Source organism: Ignatzschineria larvae DSM 13226, from assembly GCF_038500265.1.
Taxonomy (GTDB): Bacteria; Pseudomonadota; Gammaproteobacteria; order Cardiobacteriales; family Wohlfahrtiimonadaceae; genus Ignatzschineria; species Ignatzschineria larvae.
Window position 1 is genome coordinate 1,325,313 of record NZ_CP150637.1, and the last position, 20,094, is coordinate 1,345,406.

Annotated in this window: 16 protein-coding genes and 2 pseudogenes; 13 read left to right on the forward strand and 5 right to left on the reverse strand. The window is 38.7% G+C overall.

The genetic code is table 11. The features are described from left to right. Window positions 1–129: 129 nt before the first annotated feature. Both WMO13_RS05505 and WMO13_RS05510 read right to left on the reverse strand, forming a co-directional pair. Entirely contained in the window at window positions 130–1,923 is a 1,794-nt protein-coding gene (locus WMO13_RS05505) for a cysteine desulfurase family protein (protein WP_051396321.1), read from the reverse strand. A gap of 209 nt (window positions 1,924–2,132) precedes the next feature. Continuing rightward, a pseudogene (locus WMO13_RS05510) lies at window positions 2,133–2,681 on the reverse strand (ATP-binding cassette domain-containing protein); the annotation flags it as partial. 80 nt (window positions 2,682–2,761) lie between these two features. On the opposite strand from WMO13_RS05510, the gene WMO13_RS05515 reads away from it, so the two are divergent. Beyond that, a complete protein-coding gene (locus WMO13_RS05515) occupies window positions 2,762–3,517 on the forward strand; it encodes an IS5 family transposase (RefSeq protein WP_342386815.1) in 756 nt (251 codons plus the stop codon). Window positions 3,518–3,545: 28 nt separating this feature from the next. Here WMO13_RS05515 and WMO13_RS05520 read toward each other — a convergent pair. Then, window positions 3,546–3,755: pseudogene (locus WMO13_RS05520) on the reverse strand (ATP-binding cassette domain-containing protein); the annotation flags it as partial. A 422-nt stretch (window positions 3,756–4,177) separates the two neighbouring features. Here WMO13_RS05520 and leuS point away from each other — a divergent pair. The 3 genes from leuS (at window position 4,178) to WMO13_RS05535 (ending at window position 8,298) form a co-directional block, all read left to right on the forward strand. Continuing rightward, window positions 4,178–6,763: a leucine--tRNA ligase gene (leuS, locus tag WMO13_RS05525; protein ID WP_026879475.1), complete on the forward strand. Its 2,586-nt coding sequence runs from the start codon at window positions 4,178–4,180 to the stop codon at window positions 6,761–6,763. A gap of 175 nt (window positions 6,764–6,938) precedes the next feature. Then, complete coding sequence (locus WMO13_RS05530) at window positions 6,939–7,856, forward strand: hypothetical protein (RefSeq protein ID WP_026879474.1); 918 nt, start codon at window positions 6,939–6,941, stop codon at window positions 7,854–7,856. Then, window positions 7,843–8,298, forward strand: coding sequence for a hypothetical protein (locus WMO13_RS05535; RefSeq protein WP_026879473.1), 456 nt, complete (start codon window positions 7,843–7,845; stop codon window positions 8,296–8,298). Before WMO13_RS05530 ends, WMO13_RS05535 begins: the two co-directional genes overlap by 14 nt. On the opposite strand, the gene WMO13_RS05540 is transcribed toward WMO13_RS05535, so the two are convergent. Further along, the gene (locus tag WMO13_RS05540; RefSeq protein ID WP_342386815.1) at window positions 8,293–9,048 is read right to left on the reverse strand and encodes an IS5 family transposase; all 756 of its coding nucleotides are present in this window, start codon (window positions 9,046–9,048) and stop codon (window positions 8,293–8,295) included. The two genes, WMO13_RS05535 and WMO13_RS05540, sit on opposite strands and share 6 nt — an antisense overlap. 183 nt (window positions 9,049–9,231) lie before the next feature. Between WMO13_RS05540 and WMO13_RS05545 the strand changes: the two genes are divergently transcribed. The 5 genes from WMO13_RS05545 (at window position 9,232) to WMO13_RS05565 (ending at window position 13,907) form a co-directional block, all read left to right on the forward strand. Continuing rightward, window positions 9,232–10,428: a hypothetical protein gene (locus WMO13_RS05545; protein ID WP_026879007.1), complete on the forward strand. Its 1,197-nt coding sequence runs from the start codon at window positions 9,232–9,234 to the stop codon at window positions 10,426–10,428. 347 nt (window positions 10,429–10,775) lie between these two features. Further along, window positions 10,776–11,294, forward strand: a complete 519-nt coding sequence (gene msrA, locus WMO13_RS05550; protein WP_270049114.1) for a peptide-methionine (S)-S-oxide reductase MsrA — start codon at window positions 10,776–10,778, stop codon at window positions 11,292–11,294. Window positions 11,295–11,605: 311 nt separating this feature from the next. Beyond that, window positions 11,606–12,193 (forward strand): hypothetical protein, encoded by a 588-nt coding sequence (locus tag WMO13_RS05555; protein WP_026879005.1) that lies wholly within the window; start codon window positions 11,606–11,608, stop codon window positions 12,191–12,193. Between the two features lie 181 nt (window positions 12,194–12,374). Then, entirely contained in the window at window positions 12,375–12,710 is a 336-nt protein-coding gene (locus tag WMO13_RS05560) for a hypothetical protein (protein ID WP_026879004.1), read from the forward strand. 201 nt (window positions 12,711–12,911) lie between these two features. Next, a complete protein-coding gene (locus WMO13_RS05565; RefSeq protein WP_034855760.1) occupies window positions 12,912–13,907 on the forward strand; it encodes an LLM class flavin-dependent oxidoreductase in 996 nt (331 codons plus the stop codon). Window positions 13,908–13,927: 20 nt separating this feature from the next. On the opposite strand, the gene dtd is transcribed toward WMO13_RS05565, so the two are convergent. Then, the gene (dtd, locus tag WMO13_RS05570) at window positions 13,928–14,365 is read right to left on the reverse strand and encodes a D-aminoacyl-tRNA deacylase (protein ID WP_026879002.1); all 438 of its coding nucleotides are present in this window, start codon (window positions 14,363–14,365) and stop codon (window positions 13,928–13,930) included. 177 nt (window positions 14,366–14,542) lie between these two features. Between dtd and WMO13_RS05575 the strand changes: the two genes are divergently transcribed. From WMO13_RS05575 to WMO13_RS05590, 4 genes are all read left to right on the forward strand, one after another. Then, on the forward strand, window positions 14,543–15,328 hold the full coding sequence (locus tag WMO13_RS05575) for a type III pantothenate kinase (RefSeq protein WP_026879001.1): 786 nt from the start codon (window positions 14,543–14,545) through the stop codon (window positions 15,326–15,328). Further along, window positions 15,303–16,307 carry a tetraacyldisaccharide 4'-kinase gene (gene lpxK / locus WMO13_RS05580; RefSeq protein WP_034855757.1) on the forward strand — a complete coding sequence of 335 codons (1,005 nt, stop codon included), beginning with the start codon at window positions 15,303–15,305 and terminating at the stop codon, window positions 16,305–16,307. The genes WMO13_RS05575 and lpxK overlap by 26 nt, the downstream gene beginning before the upstream one ends. 565 nt (window positions 16,308–16,872) lie before the next feature. Continuing rightward, window positions 16,873–19,230 carry a ribonuclease R gene (gene rnr, locus WMO13_RS05585; protein WP_051396237.1) on the forward strand — a complete coding sequence of 786 codons (2,358 nt, stop codon included), beginning with the start codon at window positions 16,873–16,875 and terminating at the stop codon, window positions 19,228–19,230. 198 nt (window positions 19,231–19,428) lie between these two features. Then, on the forward strand, window positions 19,429–20,061 hold the full coding sequence (locus WMO13_RS05590; protein WP_051396236.1) for an ankyrin repeat domain-containing protein: 633 nt from the start codon (window positions 19,429–19,431) through the stop codon (window positions 20,059–20,061). The last annotated feature ends 33 nt before the right edge of the window (window positions 20,062–20,094 follow it).

Consider the following 20,094-nt stretch of genomic DNA (forward strand, 5'->3'; position numbering starts at 1 on the left):
TAAAGAATATACTTTAAGCTACAACTACTTAAATATATTTATAATTCAATGCATTTATTGAATGATGCATTCTCATTTACGCTTCTATTCATTTCTCTCTAAATTGGCCTCAATCCTATTGATTATCGCCTATTGCAGATCTTGTAAAAAAGTTTGTAACGCTCTTTCGATATAGATGGTATCCCTTAAATATTCTGCCGGCGTTTTTTGGTCTATCAGTTGCTCTAACTTAAAATGCGTTGTAATCATCTCTTCTCGCAAACTTGTAATGAGTGTTTGGAAAAGTGCAAGATAATATGGCGCACCATAAGCCTTAGCGGAGAGTTCTCTGAAGCGAAATACTGCCCCATCTGCGATGCTACTGCGCTCTAAAACACCATATAATGATAGAGAAAAATAGGGTTTTTCAATCGTGATGAGATGCGTTGAACCATCAAAATCTTCTTCCGTAAAATCATGCGCAATAAAAGTGGGCGACAATAATGATTCGATATAAGGATCATAAATATTATACTCCCCATACCAATTGGTTTGCCGACCTTTAGCAATACTTTGAATAAATTCAATGGCTGTACGCAATAATTCACCGGCGTAGAGGATCTCTTCTTCTGTCGTATAGCGCCCCACACTTACACGAATTGACGAGAATGCCCGGCGTTCATCATAGCCCATCTCTGTTAATACATAAGAGGGTAAAGTACTGTCACTATTACAAGCCGAGCCTTTTGCAAGCGCTAACTTCGGCACTAAGGCCAATAAAGTATCGGCATGAACATCCGGAAGATAGAGATTTAAAACGCCTGGCTCCCGCTCTGCCTTAACCTTTATACCTGATTTAATATCGGCAAATTGTGGCTCTGAATTGATAATATCAGTGAATATTTTATCTCTCTCCCGATTGCTTTGTTGGCTGCTTTGCTGCCCCATTTGCTGATCATCTTGTGAATCTTTCCGAACAATTGAAGCACTATTCACCTCAACGCCAAGAGGCAGTAATTGACGAAGTAGTAAGCCCTCTAACCGCACTAAACGATGACGTTCATCACGCCAATTCGCCGCAATCAAAGATAATGCTTTTGCAAATCCTAAAACGCCCTCATTCGGCATTGTGCCGGCACGCAGCATTTGCCCACCACTACCGTCCATCAAATGTTGCATCGGTAATTTTGGGAATGCTCGGCGATAGAGTAATCCAATATTTTTAGGACCATAGCATTTATGAGCCGACAGACTAACAAGATCAAATTGAGAAGCATCAAATTGAAAATGAGGAGCGGCTTGAGTTGCATCGATATGAATGGGAATCTTATATTTTCGAGCCATTTTAGCAATAGCTTCTACCGGCAATTTATCACCCGTTTCATTGTTGACCCAAATAAGGGAAATAAGCGCAGTCTCTTCATTAATCGCAGATTCAATCATCTCCGCGGTAATCGTCCCTTCGCTATTAGGCGCAATAAAATGCCCTTTATAACCCATCTTCATTAAACTTTGAACTGTATTGATCGTCGCTTTATGCTCGATAGTGGTCGTGATGATTTCCCGTTTTTTTTGCGCCTGTAATACGCCTTTGAGCGCATGATTAATCGATTCTGTCGCACCGCTTGTAATCGTAATCTCTTCTCGAGTGACATTAAAATGACGAGCAATCTGTTCTAGCGCTTCTTGCACATATTGCGTTGTCATTGCGCCTAATTCATGTGGACTACTGATATTTGCCCAATGGCGCTCCATCGCATTGACCATCGCCTCAATCACCAAAGGATCCACCGGCGTTGTCGCAGCATAATCAAGATAAACCATATCCGAGAAATGGGGCTTTGTTGGAAGCTTTAGAAGTTCAATCTCCCCTTTCCCCTGCTGATTCAGCTGATTTTGGGTTGTATCATTCAAGTTTTCAGCAATATCCCATACTCTTTTCATTGATTATCCTTTTCAATCGATAGCGCTATGAATTGATAGATTCATCGTTGCTACTTATTTTGCTACTTATTAACACTCAATCTAGTTTTGTCATAACAAAGCTCTCATAAACAAAGCCTAATAAAAAAAGCGCCAAGAGAGCGCTTCTTTAATATATCATTGATTGTATCTTCGCTAACAACTATTAGCATAAAAGTCAGGGGAAGAAATTATCCATTATAATGTTGAATAAATTGTTTAAATCGCTCTGATTGTGGATTCGTAAAGAGCTCATGGGGATCCCCCTCTTCTTCAATACGCCCTTCATGGAAAAAGACAACTCGATTAGAGACATTACGGGCAAAATCCATCTCATGAGTTACCACAATCATCGTCATCCCCTCTTTTGCTAAATCCTGCATGACTGTCAACACTTCATGCACTAACTCAGGGTCTAATGCAGATGTAGGTTCATCAAAGAGAATCACACTCGGTTCCATAGCAAGCGCTCTCGCAATCGCCACACGTTGCTGCTGTCCACCCGATAAAGAGATAGGATAGTCATTCACCCGTTCACTCATCCCCACTTTTTCGAGCAATTTAAGCGCTCGTGCTTTTGCCTCTTTCTTCGACAATCCTAATACATGAACAGGCGCTTCGATCATATTCTCAAGCACCGTCATATGACCCCAAAGATTGAAGTTTTGAAATACCATCCCCAGTTCTGTTCGCATTTTCTGTAGTGCTTTTTGATCTTTTGCCACTAAACCTTTGTCACTAGGGGCTGTTGAACATTGCAGTTCAAAATAAAAAAAGCGAGCGGTAGAATATTATCGTCAAAAAAAACCTACCTCTCGCTATGTCTCGAACCATGCTTACAGATAAACTATGGCTGAAACTGAAGCCTATTCTCCTAGATTTGAATATCTATGACAAACCAAATTTAAGAAATATCGTTGAGGGTATTCTATTTAGAATGAGAACAGGTGTTCCTTGGAGGGATATTCCTGAGCAATTTGGGCGACCTAATACTATTTTTAAAACTTTTAGTCGTTGGTCTAAAAATAACAAGCTCTTGAAATTATTTAAAAAACTATCACAAGATGTTGACTATGAATGGCTGTTTATAGATGCAACTCACATTAGAGCTCACCAGCATAGCACAGGAGCAACCGCAGATAATCCTCAAGCAATATCTAAAAGTGTTGGTGGAAATAGTTCAAAAATTCATATGATCGTAGATGCTTGCGGTAATCCCTGTGAATTTATCGTAACAGATGGAACGACCCACGATATCAAGGTCGCTCCAGAGCTACTTAGCAGGGTTCATTTAAATACGACAGATTACGTTAGTGCAGATAAAGGTTATGATTCTGAGAGTTTTAGAGAAGATATTATAAATCAAGGAGCTAAAGCTATTATTCCTAAAAAGAGGAATACTCTTACGAATAATAATCATATGGACTGGCATATTTATAAAACTCGGCATTTAGTGGAGAATGCATTTGCAAGGCTGAAACATTTTAGAAGTATAGCAACAAGATATGACAAGCTAAAACAACATTATGAAAACAACGTTGCTTTAGCTTGTGCCTATATTTGGCTGAAGTTATGAATGTTCAACAGCCCCTAGGAACTAAGATCAATTTCTCCCCATTGAGCGTAATGTCACCTTGATCAGGATTCTCTAGTAAATTGATACAACGCAAAAAGGTACTCTTTCCAGATCCCGAAGCCCCTAACATTGAGACAACATCGCCTTTATTTAAGGTGAGTGAAATTCCTTTTAAAATCTCCCGATCTCCAAATGATTTATGGATATTTTCAACGACCAATGTGGGTTGACTTGACATAATATGAATATTCCTACAGTTTCGATGACATAAAGCAAGTCTGCCATTATAACAACATTCGAAGAAAGACGATGTACATTTGTTATAAATCTCTCCTCCTAAGAGGACAATTTCAGACTAAGTTAGTGTATACTAGCGAAGTTTAAAGTGATCTTAAAAAAAGTAAGTTTATAAAAGTTTGACCTATGCTTATCTGAAGGTTTGATCTTCAAGATTGAATCTTTGAAAATAGGATCTAATCAACTCTTAATACGATGTGTTATTCATACACATTATTAATATTCCTTATTAATCATTTATTAGGATATCATTGATTAGGCATTATTAATGCAGACAAATTATCATAACAATATAGACACAATCACAATTTATAACGTAATTTTTGATTCAATTTCTGAAGAGAAACAAAAGGATTTTATAGGATGAAACCAACCTACGAAGCTGCCAAAATCGAAGCAGCTGCTCAAGCATTTTGGGAAGCGAATGCTTCTTTCAAAGTAGAAAATCATACTGACAAACCTAATTATTACTGCCTCTCAATGTTCCCTTATCCTTCAGGTCGACTGCATATGGGACATGTGCGTAACTATACTATCGGGGATGTGATTACTCGTTATAAAAAGATGAGCGGCTACAATGTAATGCAACCCATTGGTTGGGATGCCTTTGGGATGCCTGCGGAAAATGCGGCGATTGACAACAAGGTCTCCCCGCACGATTGGACACATAAAAATATTGTCTATATGCGCAAACAATTTAAAGAGCTTGGATTTGGTTTTGATTGGTCTCGAGAGTTTGCGACTTGTGATCCTGAGTACTATGGTTGGGAACAGTGGTTCTTCCTTCAACTCTATAAAAAAGGCGTGATCTATCGTAAAAAAGGGATGGTTAACTGGGATCCCGTAGATCAAACAGTATTGGCAAATGAACAGGTCATCGATGGTCGTGGCTGGCGCTCAGATGCGTTAGTTGAACGCCGAGAGATCCCGATGTACTACTTCAAAATTACCGATTATGCCGAAGAGTTATTGGAAGATCTGCAATTACTCGAAGATTGGCCAGAGCAAGTACGCACGATGCAAGCCAACTGGATCGGTAAGTCTCAAGGTATGGAAGTCACATTCCTCCATCAAGATGGGCAATTTAATGTCTTTACAACGCGCCCCGATACATTAATGGGCGTTACTTATGTAGCGGTTGCCCCAGAACATCCGATTGCAGCAAAAGCAGCGGAAAATAATCCTGAACTTGCTGAGTTTATCAAAGCGTGTCAAAAAACAGGCACCAGTGAAGCCGATTTTGCCACTCAAGAAGCCAAAGGAATGGCAACAGGCGAATTTGCCAAACATCCTTTAACCGGTGAAGAAGTTCCGATTTGGGTTGCCAATTATGTATTAATGTCCTACGGAGATGGCGCTGTAATGGCCGTTCCGGCACATGATGCCCGAGATTTTGGTTTTGCTCACAAATATAATCTTCCTATCAAAATGGTCGTTGAGCCTAATGATGGTGATCAGAACCTCGATACTTGGCACGATTCTCTCGGTGAACATGGAACTTTGATTAACTCTGGTGAATTTACTGGTCTTCATTTTGAAGAAGCTTTCAAAAAAATTGGAGATGCACTTGAGGCCAAAGGTTTAGGTAAACCTAAAACACAATATCGCTTGCGGGATTGGGGGATTTCTCGTCAACGTTATTGGGGTTGCCCTATTCCGATTATCAATTGCCCAAGCTGTGGTGAAGTCCCCGTTCCTGAGCAAGATCTACCGGTTGTCTTGCCAACAGATTGTATTCCTGATGGCAGTGGTAATCCACTGAATAAACTCGACTCCTTCAAGAAAGTCGCTTGCCCACAATGTGGTGGTGATGCCGAACGTGAAACCGATACAATGGATACTTTCGTAGAATCCTCTTGGTACTATGCCCGTTTTGCATCAAGTCATTTCAATGAAGGAATGGTTGATCCGAAAGCAGCTGAAGCGTGGTTGCCGGTAGATCAATATATCGGCGGTGTAGAACATGCGATTTTACATCTGCTCTACTCCCGTTTCTTCCATAAATTGATGCGTAATGAGGGCGTTTTAGGTGACCCTGAAAAAGTTGGTCCTGAGCCGTTTAAAGCACTACTCACTCAAGGAATGGTCGTTTCTCCAGCGTTCTATCGTCATACAAGTAAAGGTTATGAATGGTTCAATATCAATGATCTTGAAATCATCGATAAGAACGGTGAAAAGAGCTACATCCTTAAAAGAGATGGCGAGCCTGTCACTTATTACGGCATTCTCAAAATGGGGAAATCGAAGAATAATGGGGTTGATCCTGAAGCGATCGTTAAATCGTATGGCGCTGATGTTTCTCGTCTCTTTATGATGTTTACCTCACCACCCGAGCAAACGCTTGAGTGGTCAACATCAGGCCTTGAAGGAGCTGACCGTTTCCTTCGCCGAGTTTGGAACTTTGCTTATGAGAATCAAGCAATCCTCAAAGATCATACGCTTGATGCTAGTAAAATCAGTGATAAAGCCGCCAAAGATGCACGCCGAGAAATTCATCAAGAATTGAAAAAAGCCCTCTACGATTATGAGCGCTTCCATTTCAATACGGTCATTTCTGCGAATATGATTATGCTCAATGTTCTCACGAAATTGAAAGATTCACCAGGTGAAGCGGCTGTGAAACGTGAAGGCTTCTCTATTATGCTTCGCCTCTTAAGCCCGATTGTGCCTCATATTGTTCATACTATTTGGTCAACGCTTTTTGGCGACAATATACTAGATCACGCATTACCACTCGTGGATGAATCAGCACTGATCTCTGATGAAGTGAAATATATGGTTCAAGTCAATGGCCGTCTTCGTGGTGAAGTCGTTGTGCCGGCGTCTGCTTCTAAGGAAGAGATTGAAAAAGCAGCACTTGCCAATGAAAATGCACAGAAATTCATCGAAGGTGAAATTCGTCGTGTTATCGTTGTCCCTAATCGCTTAGTCAATATCGTTGCCAATTAATTTTTGGTCTCAATAGACAATTATTACTATCAAATCCCGTACATTGTGCGGGATTTTTTATGATTTAGTAATAACTACCATTCTAAAAAATACATTTAATATCTATATGTTACAATTAATAATACGGTCTTCTAATTTCCCTTAAATGGCATAATCAAAATAAAGGATAGATTTAATGAGTGGTTTTGGATATGAAGAACTTATTTGGATTGGGAAATCTTCTACAGGTAATCATCATTTACGACTCTATAACAACGAAGATACTCATGTATTTCCCTCGATAAACAGCCCAACACATAACAAGCATCAGATTACACTCGATCTTATAAATGACGATAAAAAAAAATGTTATGACCTATCAATTACTGAAAATGAATGGGAAACGTTAATATTTATTGCAAAGAAACAAATACAGAAAACAAAAAATGCCTCTCTATATCAAATTAACTTCATTAATGAGGTAATCAAGCTATGTAAAGACAATATGGTAAGAAGATACGCAAAATCTGAAAATTTAAATTGGAAAATGGCTCGGATTGCAATTGAGCACTATGGAATTATATTATTAATCGAAAATTATATGAGAGAACAATTGGGTGATCTTAGTGCCAATTCAAGCAATCTTATACGAAAATCCATAGAACAAAATTTAAACATAGATCTTTTAGCGTACGACAAAACTGCACGAGTAAGAAATGTCTTAGTAAGCATTATTCTTTGTGAAAAAAACACCTATGACTATGAAATAGACAAGAGTATTGGAAAGATACTATCTTGTATAAGACTGTATTACAGTTTAAAAGAACTAACAAACATAAACATTGAAGACTATCAAAAATTACATGAAAAATACACTATTAAAAACAATCAAAATAAAGCTCTAATAAAACTCAATACTAAAGATAACGGTAAATATTATTGGAAAAAATTCAAAGATGTTTCATTACTATATTTTGCCCATCCTTCAGTAACAGAACTCTTTCAAAGAATATCAACAATAGCTGAAAACTCTAATATAGATCATGATGCTTTAGTGCATGAACTCGCTTATTTAATATATAAATTAAAATTTGAAAAATATGAAAATCGTTGAAGTAGCAAGATATAGTAACAATGTAGATTTTACAGACAAAAACTACTACTTCCTCAAAAAAAGAAAAGCAACTTACCTAGATATATCAACATTACACAAATTAGGTGTTTGTAATACTTCTTTATATGATGGGATTCAAAGTAAGAATATATACACTTCTCAAGATAAGTCATATCTTGTTTTAACAAGATATGAGAGAGATCTTTTTTTTAAAATTAATCCACATTTACCTCCTCCTTTATGCCTTGAACTTATGTACCCTTGGTTAAGCGGCATAAAATATATTAATGATGCAATTGAAAACTATAAAAATCTAGTTCGAATTATAAATAAATTTAAAGCGCATTTAACAGATCATACTCGGATCTCAAATCAATACTGGAATAAAGTTTGTAATAAAATAAAGAAGTCAAATACATTAGGGGCTGTTGAACATTCATAACTTCAGCCAAATATAGGCACAAGCTAAAGCAACGTTGTTTTCATAATGTTGTTTTAGCTTGTCATATCTTGTTGCTATACTTCTAAAATGTTTCAGCCTTGCAAATGCATTCTCCACTAAATGCCGAGTTTTATAAATATGCCAGTCCATATGATTATTATTCGTAAGAGTATTCCTCTTTTTAGGAATAATAGCTTTAGCTCCTTGATTTATAATATCTTCTCTAAAACTCTCAGAATCATAACCTTTATCTGCACTAACGTAATCTGTCGTATTTAAATGAACCCTGCTAAGTAGCTCTGGAGCGACCTTGATATCGTGGGTCGTTCCATCTGTTACGATAAATTCACAGGGATTACCGCAAGCATCTACGATCATATGAATTTTTGAACTATTTCCACCAACACTTTTAGATATTGCTTGAGGATTATCTGCGGTTGCTCCTGTGCTATGCTGGTGAGCTCTAATGTGAGTTGCATCTATAAACAGCCATTCATAGTCAACATCTTGTGATAGTTTTTTAAATAATTTCAAGAGCTTGTTATTTTTAGACCAACGACTAAAAGTTTTAAAAATAGTATTAGGTCGCCCAAATTGCTCAGGAATATCCCTCCAAGGAACACCTGTTCTCATTCTAAATAGAATACCCTCAACGATATTTCTTAAATTTGGTTTGTCATAGATATTCAAATCTAGGAGAATAGGCTTCAGTTTCAGCCATAGTTTATCTGTAAGCATGGTTCGAGACATAGCGAGAGGTAGGTTTTTTTTGACGATAATATTCTACCGCTCGCTTTTTTTATTTTGAACTGCAATGTTCAACAGCCCCTAGATAATAACTATAAAAGCGCTTGGCATATACCATTACAAAACGTTCATTTTCTAAAAGACTATTCAAAAAATAACACAATTATTGCTATTGATGTGAACTCTATGTATGCATACGGTGCTACCCAAAAATACCCAAAACTTAACAGTCTAAACTATGCAAAATACAACTGTAATGCTGAAAAATTAGACTTAACAACAAATTATGGCCTATTTAAATGCAAGCTAATTCCTCCTTTTAGTAATTTTTTGAAAGAGTATAATCCTTTCACTTGCTGGCTAAACTCTAAAAGATATTCTACTGAGGAAACTGAAATAATAGTTAAACTTAATGAATTTGAAATTTTATTTTTTTTAAAACATGTCTCACAAATATTTATAATCGATGGTATAAGCACTATAAAAACTGAATCGCATCCTTTGAAATCAACGATTATTTCCGCCTACAAAAGACGATTAAATTACAAAAAACAAAGTAGTCAAATTAATAAGCTTGAAAAGTTAAATATCGCAATTGCAGCCTCCTCTACTGAAAGACCACAAAAAACTAGAATCTCATTTAATACATTTACTGAAATGTTATCTTTTATAGATCAAGAATTAGGTATAAAAATACATAATAGGCAAGAATATTTTTTATCTGAGCGATATTTGCAGCAAAAACTCCACTTAAAACAAACTAGAAATAAAAAATTTCAATTAAAAGTAAAAAATAATAATAATGAGTTTAGTTGTTCTATCTACATGCAGAGAATTGTTGCTCACAGTAGAATTAAAATGCTCGAAACAATGAGCTATTTATATGAATTAAATGCAGGTATAGAGTTTGCTTACTATAATATAGATTCGCTTCATGTAGTATGTCCGAAAAAAAATAACAAATATATTTATGACGCCCTTTCTTATCTTACTGGAGAAAAAATTGGGGATTTTAAAGTAGAGTGTATCGCTTCAACCGGACTATGGTTAGAGCCAGGAAAGTATTGGCTCTTCGATGCGCAAGGAAATATAATTAAATATGCAAACTCCAATATTGGTAACTTATTCGGAAATGCATCTAATAAAAGAAACACCCTTCAATTTCTAAAATTGCATAACTATCAAATACCTCTACCTAAAACATTGACCCTAGAGAACACTCTCTCCGATATGTACATCTTAGAAAATAACGCAACAAATAACGTAATTAAGCAGAGAAGATTGAGCATTAACGATAATAGAATAATCAATAAAGATATATACAATCGAATTCTACTAGCAAGAGAGGTAAAAATAAAATTAGCACGCGCGCTACAACAGTAATAAAATTGCTATAGCAAGTCTGTTTTCAGCTGTCAAGAAAACAAACTCAAACACTTATAAATTAGGCTCGTAGAGCCCCCCTTTAGGGGCGTCTTCATTGCTATTTAGGTAAGCATTGCTTAACAGCACCTATTTAATCACTCAGTGACGTATAAATAATATAGCCTACTAAAACTGAAGTCAATGCGCACATTGTGAAGACTGGTTATCTTTAATTTTTACTCAATCCCCCTATATCATCTATCTCTCACAATCACAACACAAAGAAACAGAACAAAGACTATAGTCGAATAGTGCAAGTTATGGCACAATCAATCTAAGATAAATTCTACAAGAGGAGATAAATCATGACTGAAGAGACTCAAGATATTAGAGAAATTGTCGTTGCCGGTGGTTGTTTTTGGGGTGTTGAGGCTTACTATCAGCAGCTTAAAGGGATTGTGGCAACAGAGGTAGGTTATGCGCAAGGGGTTGTTGATCACCCTACTTATGAAGCGGTTTGTACAATGGAAACCGATCATGCAGAAGTAGTAAAAATTATTTATGATGCAAATGTAATTGCGCTTGAGAAGATTTTAGAACACCTCTTTCGGATGATTGATCCATTATCACTCAATCAGCAAGGGAATGATATCGGCACACAATATCGCAGCGGTATCTATTATAGTGATAAAACAGACCTCCCCATCATCAAACAATTTATCTCTAAAGAGCAACAAGCTTACTCTGCACCGATTGCCGTAGAAGTAGAGCCCCTCAAAACCTTCTGGCCGGCGGAAGATTTTCATCAAGATTATCTCCTTAAAAACCCACAAGGTTACTGCCATATCAATTTTGCCCTCATTAAGCCTAGTGAACGTAAATAATCATCAGCTCCGGCAGTGGCTAATAACGCAATAATCTATTGAAATGAGTAGATAAAAATCCTTCACTTTATTGTTAAATTGTTTTCCGAAATGAGGCGACAGTTTGTTCGATCATAACCTGACTTCAATCAGATGATCATGAGTTATCTTACAAACTGCATCTCATTTACGCTAGAATCCTTATTGGTAATAAGCGTTACGAATCTAGTCAATTGACCAATACAAACCTCCCAATAATCAATAATTAACCTTAGACTTTAAAGGTCAATCAAAACGCGTGTAAAATACGAGGATAATGAAGGAGCATAGTGATGATACAGACATTAAGCGATCAAGAGGCTATTTCTCTCTATCAGGAGATTAGCCGTTTTCCCTCATTTAAAGAGATGGTCGTAGTACAATCTAGTGCTAGTGACGCTCTGCTTTTATCTAGGTATATTACAGATACATTGCAAACACTCCAAGCAATAGATATCGACGAACTGATCGATCATCGCATGTCTGTTTACCATCTCAAACCTATCGAATCGATCTCTATTCTTAAGATATTAGCGCTTAATTTTGAAATTATCGAAAACTTAGGTTCTCTTGAAACATTGCAACAAGCATTATTAAATCTCATTGATGGTGCAATTTACCAAGCAGCACGTCAGGATGATTCGCACAATACGCTCAATTTAATTCGAGAACATATTTTTACGATTGAAGATTACTGTTTACAGATCGGGCATACCATCGACTTACGGGCACAATGTCAGAGTGAAGGGTACAAAGATGAGTTACAAATTAAACTCGAAGAAGATCAACAAAAGATGCAAACCTACCTAAAACAGATCGAGAAAATCACTAAAGCGGTGATTAAAGAGCTGAAAACATCTGCTAAAAAAAACCATCAATAATACCTTACTTATTTTTATAGGATCTTTGAATGTTGCGAATGTTTCGAATGTATTTTTATAATCCTCTTTGTGAATAAAAGTAGCCTAAAAATAGCGTCTTTCGTTAAAATGGTGCACTATTGCGCGCCTTATGGCTTTCTAAATATCAATTATCACAAACATACAATCAGAGGTTTTATTGATGGAAGATCTACAACGTATTCATCCTTTTGAAATTATCCAATATGATGAGGATCGCTTTGGTCTCTTTTTCCCGGCGCATGAGCGATTTGAAATATTTGATGCACTCGAGATGGAGAGTAGTGGCTACAATTGGGTGGATATCATTGAGTTTTATCTTGAGAATGAGTTTACTGATCTGCAAGGTGCTTTCCAATATGAGCCGAATGATGAAAGTTGCGAATTACAGGGTTCATTTGAAGATATCAAAGCCTTTGTACTCAATTTTCGCCCACTCTATTTTGATGATCACCAGCTTTCTCTACTCATCGAAGAGATGCAGGATACGTGGTATTAACGCTACAACTTATTACACGCTGACTACTCGCTGACTAGCTGACTACTATGTACCAAAATAAATACTTGGTTTTCTTGATCTGAATCCCCATTAACTTACTATTGCCATTTCAAATAGATCCCTTTTAGTTCAACTCATAAACCGATGTATTGATCTTATATCTATCAATTATTGAGGGATTCATCATATAAGGAGATTCAGATGCAATATTCTATTTTAGATCTAGCCAATATCTATCAAGGAGAGAAAGCCAAGGACGCATTTCAACGTGCCGTATCCTTAGCACAATTAGGTGAACAACAGGGATATACACGGTTCTGGGTTGCCGAACATCATAATATGATTAATATCGCAAGTTCAGCGACAGCAGTACTCATCGGTCATTTAGCTGAGAAAACGTCGAAGATTCGCGTCGGTGCCGGTGGTATTATGCTCCCTAATCACGCCCCCTTAATGGTGGCAGAAGCCTTTGGAACCTTAGAGAGCCTCTATCCCGGAAGAATTGATTTAGGACTTGGACGCGCGCCGGGAACCGATCAAGCAACGGCTTATGCTCTTCGCCGAGATCCCGGTAGAGCAGAACAATTCCCGAATGAGGTCGCAGAACTTCTGACCTATTTTCATCCTGTTGATAATCAACGCATTCACGCTATTCCGGGAATGGGTTTAGATGTGCCGATCTGGATTTTAGGATCTAGCCTATTTGGCGCACAACTTGCCGCTTATATGGGATTACCCTACGCTTTTGCCGGCCACTTTGCACCGGCACAGATGAAAGAGGCATTACGGGTCTATCGCGAGCAATTCAGACCTTCGCAATATTTAGATAAACCTTATGCAATGCTCTGTATGAATGCCATTGTCGCCGATTCACGAGCGGAAGCACAATACCTATTTACCACAATGCAACAGAGCTTTACCCTCTTAATCAGAGATGATCGCAGATTAACACCGCCGCCTATCGAGGATATTGAAAGCTTCTGGAATCCATTAGAGAAACGCCACGCATCTTCGATGCTCAAGCTCTCTGCAGTCGGCGATAAAACAGATGTTAAAGCCTATATTAGCGAGCTCTTAGAAGAGATTGAAGTGGAAGAATTAATGTTTGCCGGAATGGTGTATGATAAAGAAAAACGACTTCACTCCTTTAAACTGCTCAGTGAAGTGATGCAAGAGCTTCAACAAGAGAATCAATAGGAAGCGTTTCAAGAAACTCGCTAAATCTCTAACAGAAAAGTCACCGGGCCGTCATTAATGAGCGCAACTTTCATATCTGCCCGGAACTTACCTGTCTCTACAATTGGTAATTGGGTTTTGGCAAAATCAACTGCGTATTGAAATAGTGCTTCGCTCACTTCAGGCTTTGCGGCTTTAGAGAAGCTTGGGCGAAGCCCTTTATTAGTCTCAGCGGCTAAGGTAAATTGCGAAACGAGGAGCAATTCCCCTTGAATATCTAAAAGGGAGAGATTCATTTTACCGGCATCATCGCTAAAAATGCGATACTTTAAGAGCTTGGTAATCCCCTTCTCTATCGTTTGTTGATCATCTTCCTCTTCAATCGCCACTAATGCCATAATGCCGGCATTAATTGCGCCGATGATTTCATTCTCTACCGTCACCGATGCCTCACTGACTCTCTGCAATAATATTTTCATAATTGTCCTGTAAATTGCCCTGTAAATTATCCTGTAATCATCTCTATTCATTATGCTGCTATTTTTCGACAATTAGATCATAACCAAGATAATGGCTGAAAAATAGGATTAGCGTGAATTTATCACTAAAAACGTTATAATATAGGACTTTATTTCACTGGAAAAGCGCATTATATAATGAAACTACTGCTCGTAGATATCGGTAATACAACAGCGGATTTTCGCCTCTATGATACGGTGACTCGTAAGCTGTCGCCCCTCATTCGACCTTTCACGCAAGATGCGCTGAACCTGACGCCAGAAGCGCTCATCAAAGACTTAGAGAATGCTAAACTCGAAGCAACAGAGCTAGAAGCGATCATCTATGTCTCTGTGGTGCCAAAGCTCAATGAAACCATTCGTGCGATGGGTATGCTTTATCAGCTTCCTATAGAGAGTTTACGGAATGATCTACCGATTGATTGGAACCGCTTCAAGCTTCCTAATCTTAATCTGTTAGGCGCGGACTTTATCGCTAATTTTTATGGGGTAGAGGCGAGTTATCAACTCAAAAACTGTGCAGTGGTTGCGCTCGGGACAGCGACTACTATTTTTGTGATTCAAGATGGTGATTTTGTCGGGACAACGATCTCACCCGGCATTCAAACGAGTTTACAAGGGCTCTATGCCCAAGCGGCGCTACTCTCTGAAATGCAATATTGCTACCTACCGCAAGCACTCGGCTACAATACTTTTGAGTCTATGAGTATCGGCACGATCAATGGTCATTACTATATGATTCAAGGGTTGTTGACCGAAATGCGTAAAACAATGCCCCTTGAACAAGTGCTCTTTACCGGCGGTAATATGAATTATTATCGGGATATCCTAGACACCGATATCTGCTTCGATGAAACGCTGATCTTCAAAGGATTAATCTACCTTTACGAGCAAAAATATGGCAATAAAGCAACAGACGCCTAAATTTTGGCAAAAGCAAACAATGCCAGCGCGTTTACTTTGGCCCTTATCAAAACTCTATGGTTTGATCTCTCATCGATCGTTACAACAAAAAGCGCAAAAGGCGCAAAAACTTCCGAAGCCTACCATCGTTATTGGTAATATCAATGTGGGTGGAACGGGGAAAACACCGGCAACCATTGCATTAACGCAGGCTCTGCAAGCTCGAGAACTAAAGGTTGCGATTCTCTCCCGAGGATTTGGTCGTAACACGCAGGAATTAACCATTGCTTCCACTAAACTTACCGCGCTTGAAATGGGGGATGAGCCTTACCTGATCTATCAAAAAACAGAAGCACCGATGGCGATCTACCACAATCGCTATGAAGCGGGGATGGCGCTTTTAGCACAAAATCCACACATTGACTGCTTTATCTGTGATGATGCCTTACAACATCGCCAACTTGCGCGCGATATCGAAATTGCTCTCATTGGTCAACAAGGATTCGGAAATGGCTATCTTCTACCGGCGGGTCCTTTACGAGAGCCTATTGAACGGCTACAAACTGTCGATTACATTTGGGCAAATGGGGCCGATGAAGAGACTATTCATCATTTAGAACAGGCGATGAATACGCCCATTATCGAACTTAAAGCCACATTACAAGATCCGAGATCGCTCTATACTCGAGAGATACTCCCCTTTAATGAATGGCAAACAACCCCCTTTACCGCTATTGCCGGCATTGCGCATCCTGAAAATTTCTATCAAATGCTTGAAGCTAAAGGATTACAATTTACGACTCGTAGTTACCCTGATCATTATGCGCTAACAGAAACGGATTTAGCCGATATCACAACGCCGATCCTAATGACCGAAAAAGACGCGAGTAAATGCCTTCATTTCAAAAGAGAAGATCTTTGGTCAGTGCCATTAGAAATGACATTACCGGAACCTCTAGTCGATAAGATCATTGACAAGATCTCTGCAAAATCTTCATAAATGTAATAGCCCAATAGTTCATAAAAAATGCCTAACAATTACCCATTATCCGAGGATAAACAGAACATTGATACTATCTATTTTTCCAATATCGTAACTATCCCGATGCATTGCCTGATAATTTGTTAGAATAGAGGGGTATGCTATAAAATAAATCATTCAAAATAGCACGATATTAATCAATAAAATAAGAGAACATAGAAAAACCTTAAGGGAAAGCACTGCTCATCATTACCAATATAATAGATAAATGTGTAGTCTTTACTTTCAAGTTGATTGCCTACTCTGGCAATACTCCATAACCCAACATCATAGGTGGCGTGATTATTTTATCGTTGATAACCTCGATATTTAATAACGAACAATAACTTAGATCACTGAAGTCAGTATCTTTCTAAACTCAATGATTTTGAGAATATCTAATATCTACTTGTCATCATAACGATCAATAATAGTCACACTGCCCTCTTTCCTGAGGTTTTATGATTGTAAAATGAAATAAAATTATCACCATTTCACAATCTCTCAAGAAAGAGATAGACAGATAATAAAAAGGAATACATTAGTGAACAAACCAACCAAAAATTTAGACTACTTTGCACGTTACTTTGAGAATGATGCCGAGTATGAAATCCAGAAAGAACAATATGGCCGAGCGGTGCCTAGCCGAGCTTTTATCTTAAAGCTACTGCAAAATCACCCTAATCTTGATTTTGAAGCGATGGCAGGCATCTTTAAGCTTCGTAAAAGCTGGGAGCTTGATGCGCTTGAGAATCGTCTTAATGCCATGATTCGTCAAGGAGCACTCTATCTCGATAAGCAGGATAAATTACAAGTAATCAATCCTGATCAACGTTATACTGGTCGAGTGGCAAGCCACGCCGAAGGTTACGGCTTCTTAGAGATAGCGGGTGCGCCTAATCTCTATATTCCGCCCAATGAGATGAAATCATTACTTCAAGGCGATATTGCCGAAGCGGCGATTGATGGCATTGATAATCGTGGACGCGCGATTGCCCGTATTACCCGAGTGATCGAACATCAACTTACAGAACTTATTGGCCGCTTCTATCGTGATGAGGGTCACAATATCGTCATCGCCGAAAATCGTAAAATCCCGGTTGAATTTAAGATCGATGATACCGATACACTCAAGGCGAAGCACTTAGACCTTGTACGCATTCAGATTACCGAGTACCCTTCTGATAAAGGGGAAACGAAAGCCAAAGTACTTGAAACATTTGGTGAAGAGATGACCGTTGATCTTGAGATTATGCAGGCTATTTTGGAGCATAATATTCCTCATCAATTCTCAAAAGAGACTGAAAGTGAATTAACATCAATTCCTGATGAAGTGAGCGAGAAAGAACATAAAGGACGTAAGGATTATCGTGATTTGCCGCTTGTGACCATTGATGGTATTACCGCGCGGGACTTTGATGATGCAGTTTATTGTGAGCCGATCAAAGAGGGTTATAAACTCTATGTCGCTATTGCCGATGTGGCGCACTATGTCAAACGGGATTCAGCAATTGATCAAGATGCATATCTACGCTCTACTTCAGTCTACTTCCCGAACTATGTTGTACCGATGCTTCATCATAAACTCTCTAACGGGATCTGCTCACTCAATCCTGAAGTGGACCGTTTAACGATGGTTGCAGAATTGAAGATCAATCATGAGGGTGAGCTTTTAGAATATGCTTTCTTTGAGGGTGTTATGCGTTCTCACGCACGCTTAACCTATGAATTAGTTCAACAAATTATCGATGGCGATAGCGCACTTCGTGAAAGCTATGCGGCACTCGTGCCTCATTTAGATAATCTCTACTCGCTCTATAAGATTCTCCGTAAAGCACGAAATGAACGCGGCACTATTGACTTTGATACTGTTGAAACTTTAGTGCTCTATGACGAAGATGGGGAGATTGATAAAATCGTTCCTGATGCGAGATTTGATTCTCACAAAATTATTGAAGAGTGTATGATTACCGCTAATATCGCCGCCGCGCGTTTTATCGAGTCATCACCGCTCTCAGCGCTCTATCGCGTTCATCCAAAACCCGATAGTCAAAAATTAGCCGCTCTTCGCGATTTCTTACGAGAATTTAAGTTAGGGCTTGCCGGCGCGGATGAACCTACGCCGATGGATTATGCCGATACGCTAGAAGCAGCTAAAGAATTGCCGGCATTTAATATGATCCAAACGGTAATGCTTCGCTCATTGAGCCAAGCAGTTTATCAACCGGAAAATGATGGCCACTTTGGCTTAGCCTTAACCCATTATGCCCACTTTACTTCCCCTATTCGCCGCTATCCTGATTTAATTATTCACAGAGCGATTAAATTACTACTGCAAAAAGGGAATTTTGAGCATTTCTACACAGAATCGCAAATGGTGCATATGGGCGAACATACCTCAATGGCAGAACGCCGGGCCGATGATGCAACACGCGATGTGATGGATTGGCTCAAAGCGAAGTATCTTCAACGCTTTATCGGCGATGAATTTGATGGCAGAATCACAAGCATCACGCGCTTTGGGATGTTTATTGAACTCGATCAGATCTTTATTGAAGGGTTAGTCCATATCTCCCAACTGCAAGGGGATTACTATCTCTACGATGATACGAAACATCGTTTAATTGGGGAAAATACCGGGCAACAATATCGCCTCAGTGATGTGGTGCGCGTTAAAGTATTAGAATCCAATCCTGAAACAAAACATATCGATTTTGAATTAATCTCTCCTCTACCCAATGAAGGAAATGCTACTAAAGGACAAAAAGTCCCTAAAAAACCACGCCGTAGTGATGAGGGTAAAACTGGGAAAAAATCGAAGCGTCATCGTCCAAAGAACCAAACGATAGATCGTTCTAGCGAAGGAAACAAAAAGAAAAAACGCCGCAAACCTAAAAAATAGTCATCAGCAATTTAGCTAAAGAGTTAAAGCAGAATTCAATCAGATTCAAGGATGAATCAACAACATATTCAGTAAAATATCGATTCAATAGAATATGGATTCAATAGAATATGGATTCAATAGAATATGGACTTAAAACGATGAAGTGGGCGATTATTACCGTCTATTTCATCAATCTATCAAAAGGAGATTAGGCAGATGACCATTACCACTACTGCAACGACTGCAACTATTTCAACTATTACCCACTATCATCAAGCAGCGCAAACAGGCGACTTAGAGGCTATTCAGCAATATCTTCAAGCAGGAGGCGATATTAATGCGCTTAATCGTACTGAAGAGAGCGCAATTTTAATCGCGGCTAAACATCAGCAATATGATGTGGTGCAATTCCTAATAGAACAAGGTGCGGATATTAATCTTCAGGACCAAATCTGTTTTAATCCCTTTCTGTGGGGCTGTATTCACAATGATTTGAAACTCGTTGAGATGATGTTAAATGCCGGCGCTGATCTAAAGCGTTTAACCCGCTTTGGAGGCGTAGGGATTACTCCAGCGGCCGAAAAGGGGCATCTAGAGATGGTGCAACTCCTACTTGAAAAGAGTGCTATCAATGTCAACCACACTAATTTCGTCGGGTGGACACCGCTATTAGAAGCGATTATTCTCAATGATGGCGGCGCTACACAACAAGCGATTATTCGCTTACTACTAGCGCACGGAGCTGATCCTAATATGACCGATAAATATGGCAAAACACCGCTCTTTCTAGCAAAAGAGAGAGGATTCGATGAAATTGCCCAAATCTTAGAGAACGCCGGCGGGCATTGATAACCGATATGACTATAGCTTATGATCATACTG

What these genes read in the sequence shown, in the direction of transcription:
- WMO13_RS05545 (WP_026879007.1), top strand. Translation starts at nt 9,232, where the DNA reads ATGTATGCATACGGTGCTACCCAAAAATACCCAAAACTTAACAGTCTA.
- WMO13_RS05530 (WP_026879474.1), top strand. Translation starts at nt 6,939, where the DNA reads ATGAGTGGTTTTGGATATGAAGAACTTATTTGGATTGGGAAATCTTCT.
- WMO13_RS05535 (WP_026879473.1), top strand. Translation starts at nt 7,843, where the DNA reads ATGAAAATCGTTGAAGTAGCAAGATATAGTAACAATGTAGATTTTACA.
- lpxK (WP_034855757.1), top strand. Translation starts at nt 15,303, where the DNA reads ATGGCAATAAAGCAACAGACGCCTAAATTTTGGCAAAAGCAAACAATG.
- WMO13_RS05515 (WP_342386815.1), top strand. Translation starts at nt 2,762, where the DNA reads ATGTCTCGAACCATGCTTACAGATAAACTATGGCTGAAACTGAAGCCT.
- msrA (WP_270049114.1), top strand. Translation starts at nt 10,776, where the DNA reads ATGACTGAAGAGACTCAAGATATTAGAGAAATTGTCGTTGCCGGTGGT.
- leuS (WP_026879475.1), top strand. Translation starts at nt 4,178, where the DNA reads ATGAAACCAACCTACGAAGCTGCCAAAATCGAAGCAGCTGCTCAAGCA.
- WMO13_RS05590 (WP_051396236.1), top strand. Translation starts at nt 19,429, where the DNA reads ATGACCATTACCACTACTGCAACGACTGCAACTATTTCAACTATTACC.
- WMO13_RS05575 (WP_026879001.1), top strand. Translation starts at nt 14,543, where the DNA reads ATGAAACTACTGCTCGTAGATATCGGTAATACAACAGCGGATTTTCGC.
- WMO13_RS05555 (WP_026879005.1), top strand. Translation starts at nt 11,606, where the DNA reads ATGATACAGACATTAAGCGATCAAGAGGCTATTTCTCTCTATCAGGAG.
- dtd (WP_026879002.1), bottom strand. Translation starts at nt 14,365, where the DNA reads ATGAAAATATTATTGCAGAGAGTCAGTGAGGCATCGGTGACGGTAGAG.
- WMO13_RS05560 (WP_026879004.1), top strand. Translation starts at nt 12,375, where the DNA reads ATGGAAGATCTACAACGTATTCATCCTTTTGAAATTATCCAATATGAT.
- WMO13_RS05565 (WP_034855760.1), top strand. Translation starts at nt 12,912, where the DNA reads ATGCAATATTCTATTTTAGATCTAGCCAATATCTATCAAGGAGAGAAA.
- WMO13_RS05540 (WP_342386815.1), bottom strand. Translation starts at nt 9,048, where the DNA reads ATGTCTCGAACCATGCTTACAGATAAACTATGGCTGAAACTGAAGCCT.
- WMO13_RS05505 (WP_051396321.1), bottom strand. Translation starts at nt 1,923, where the DNA reads ATGAAAAGAGTATGGGATATTGCTGAAAACTTGAATGATACAACCCAA.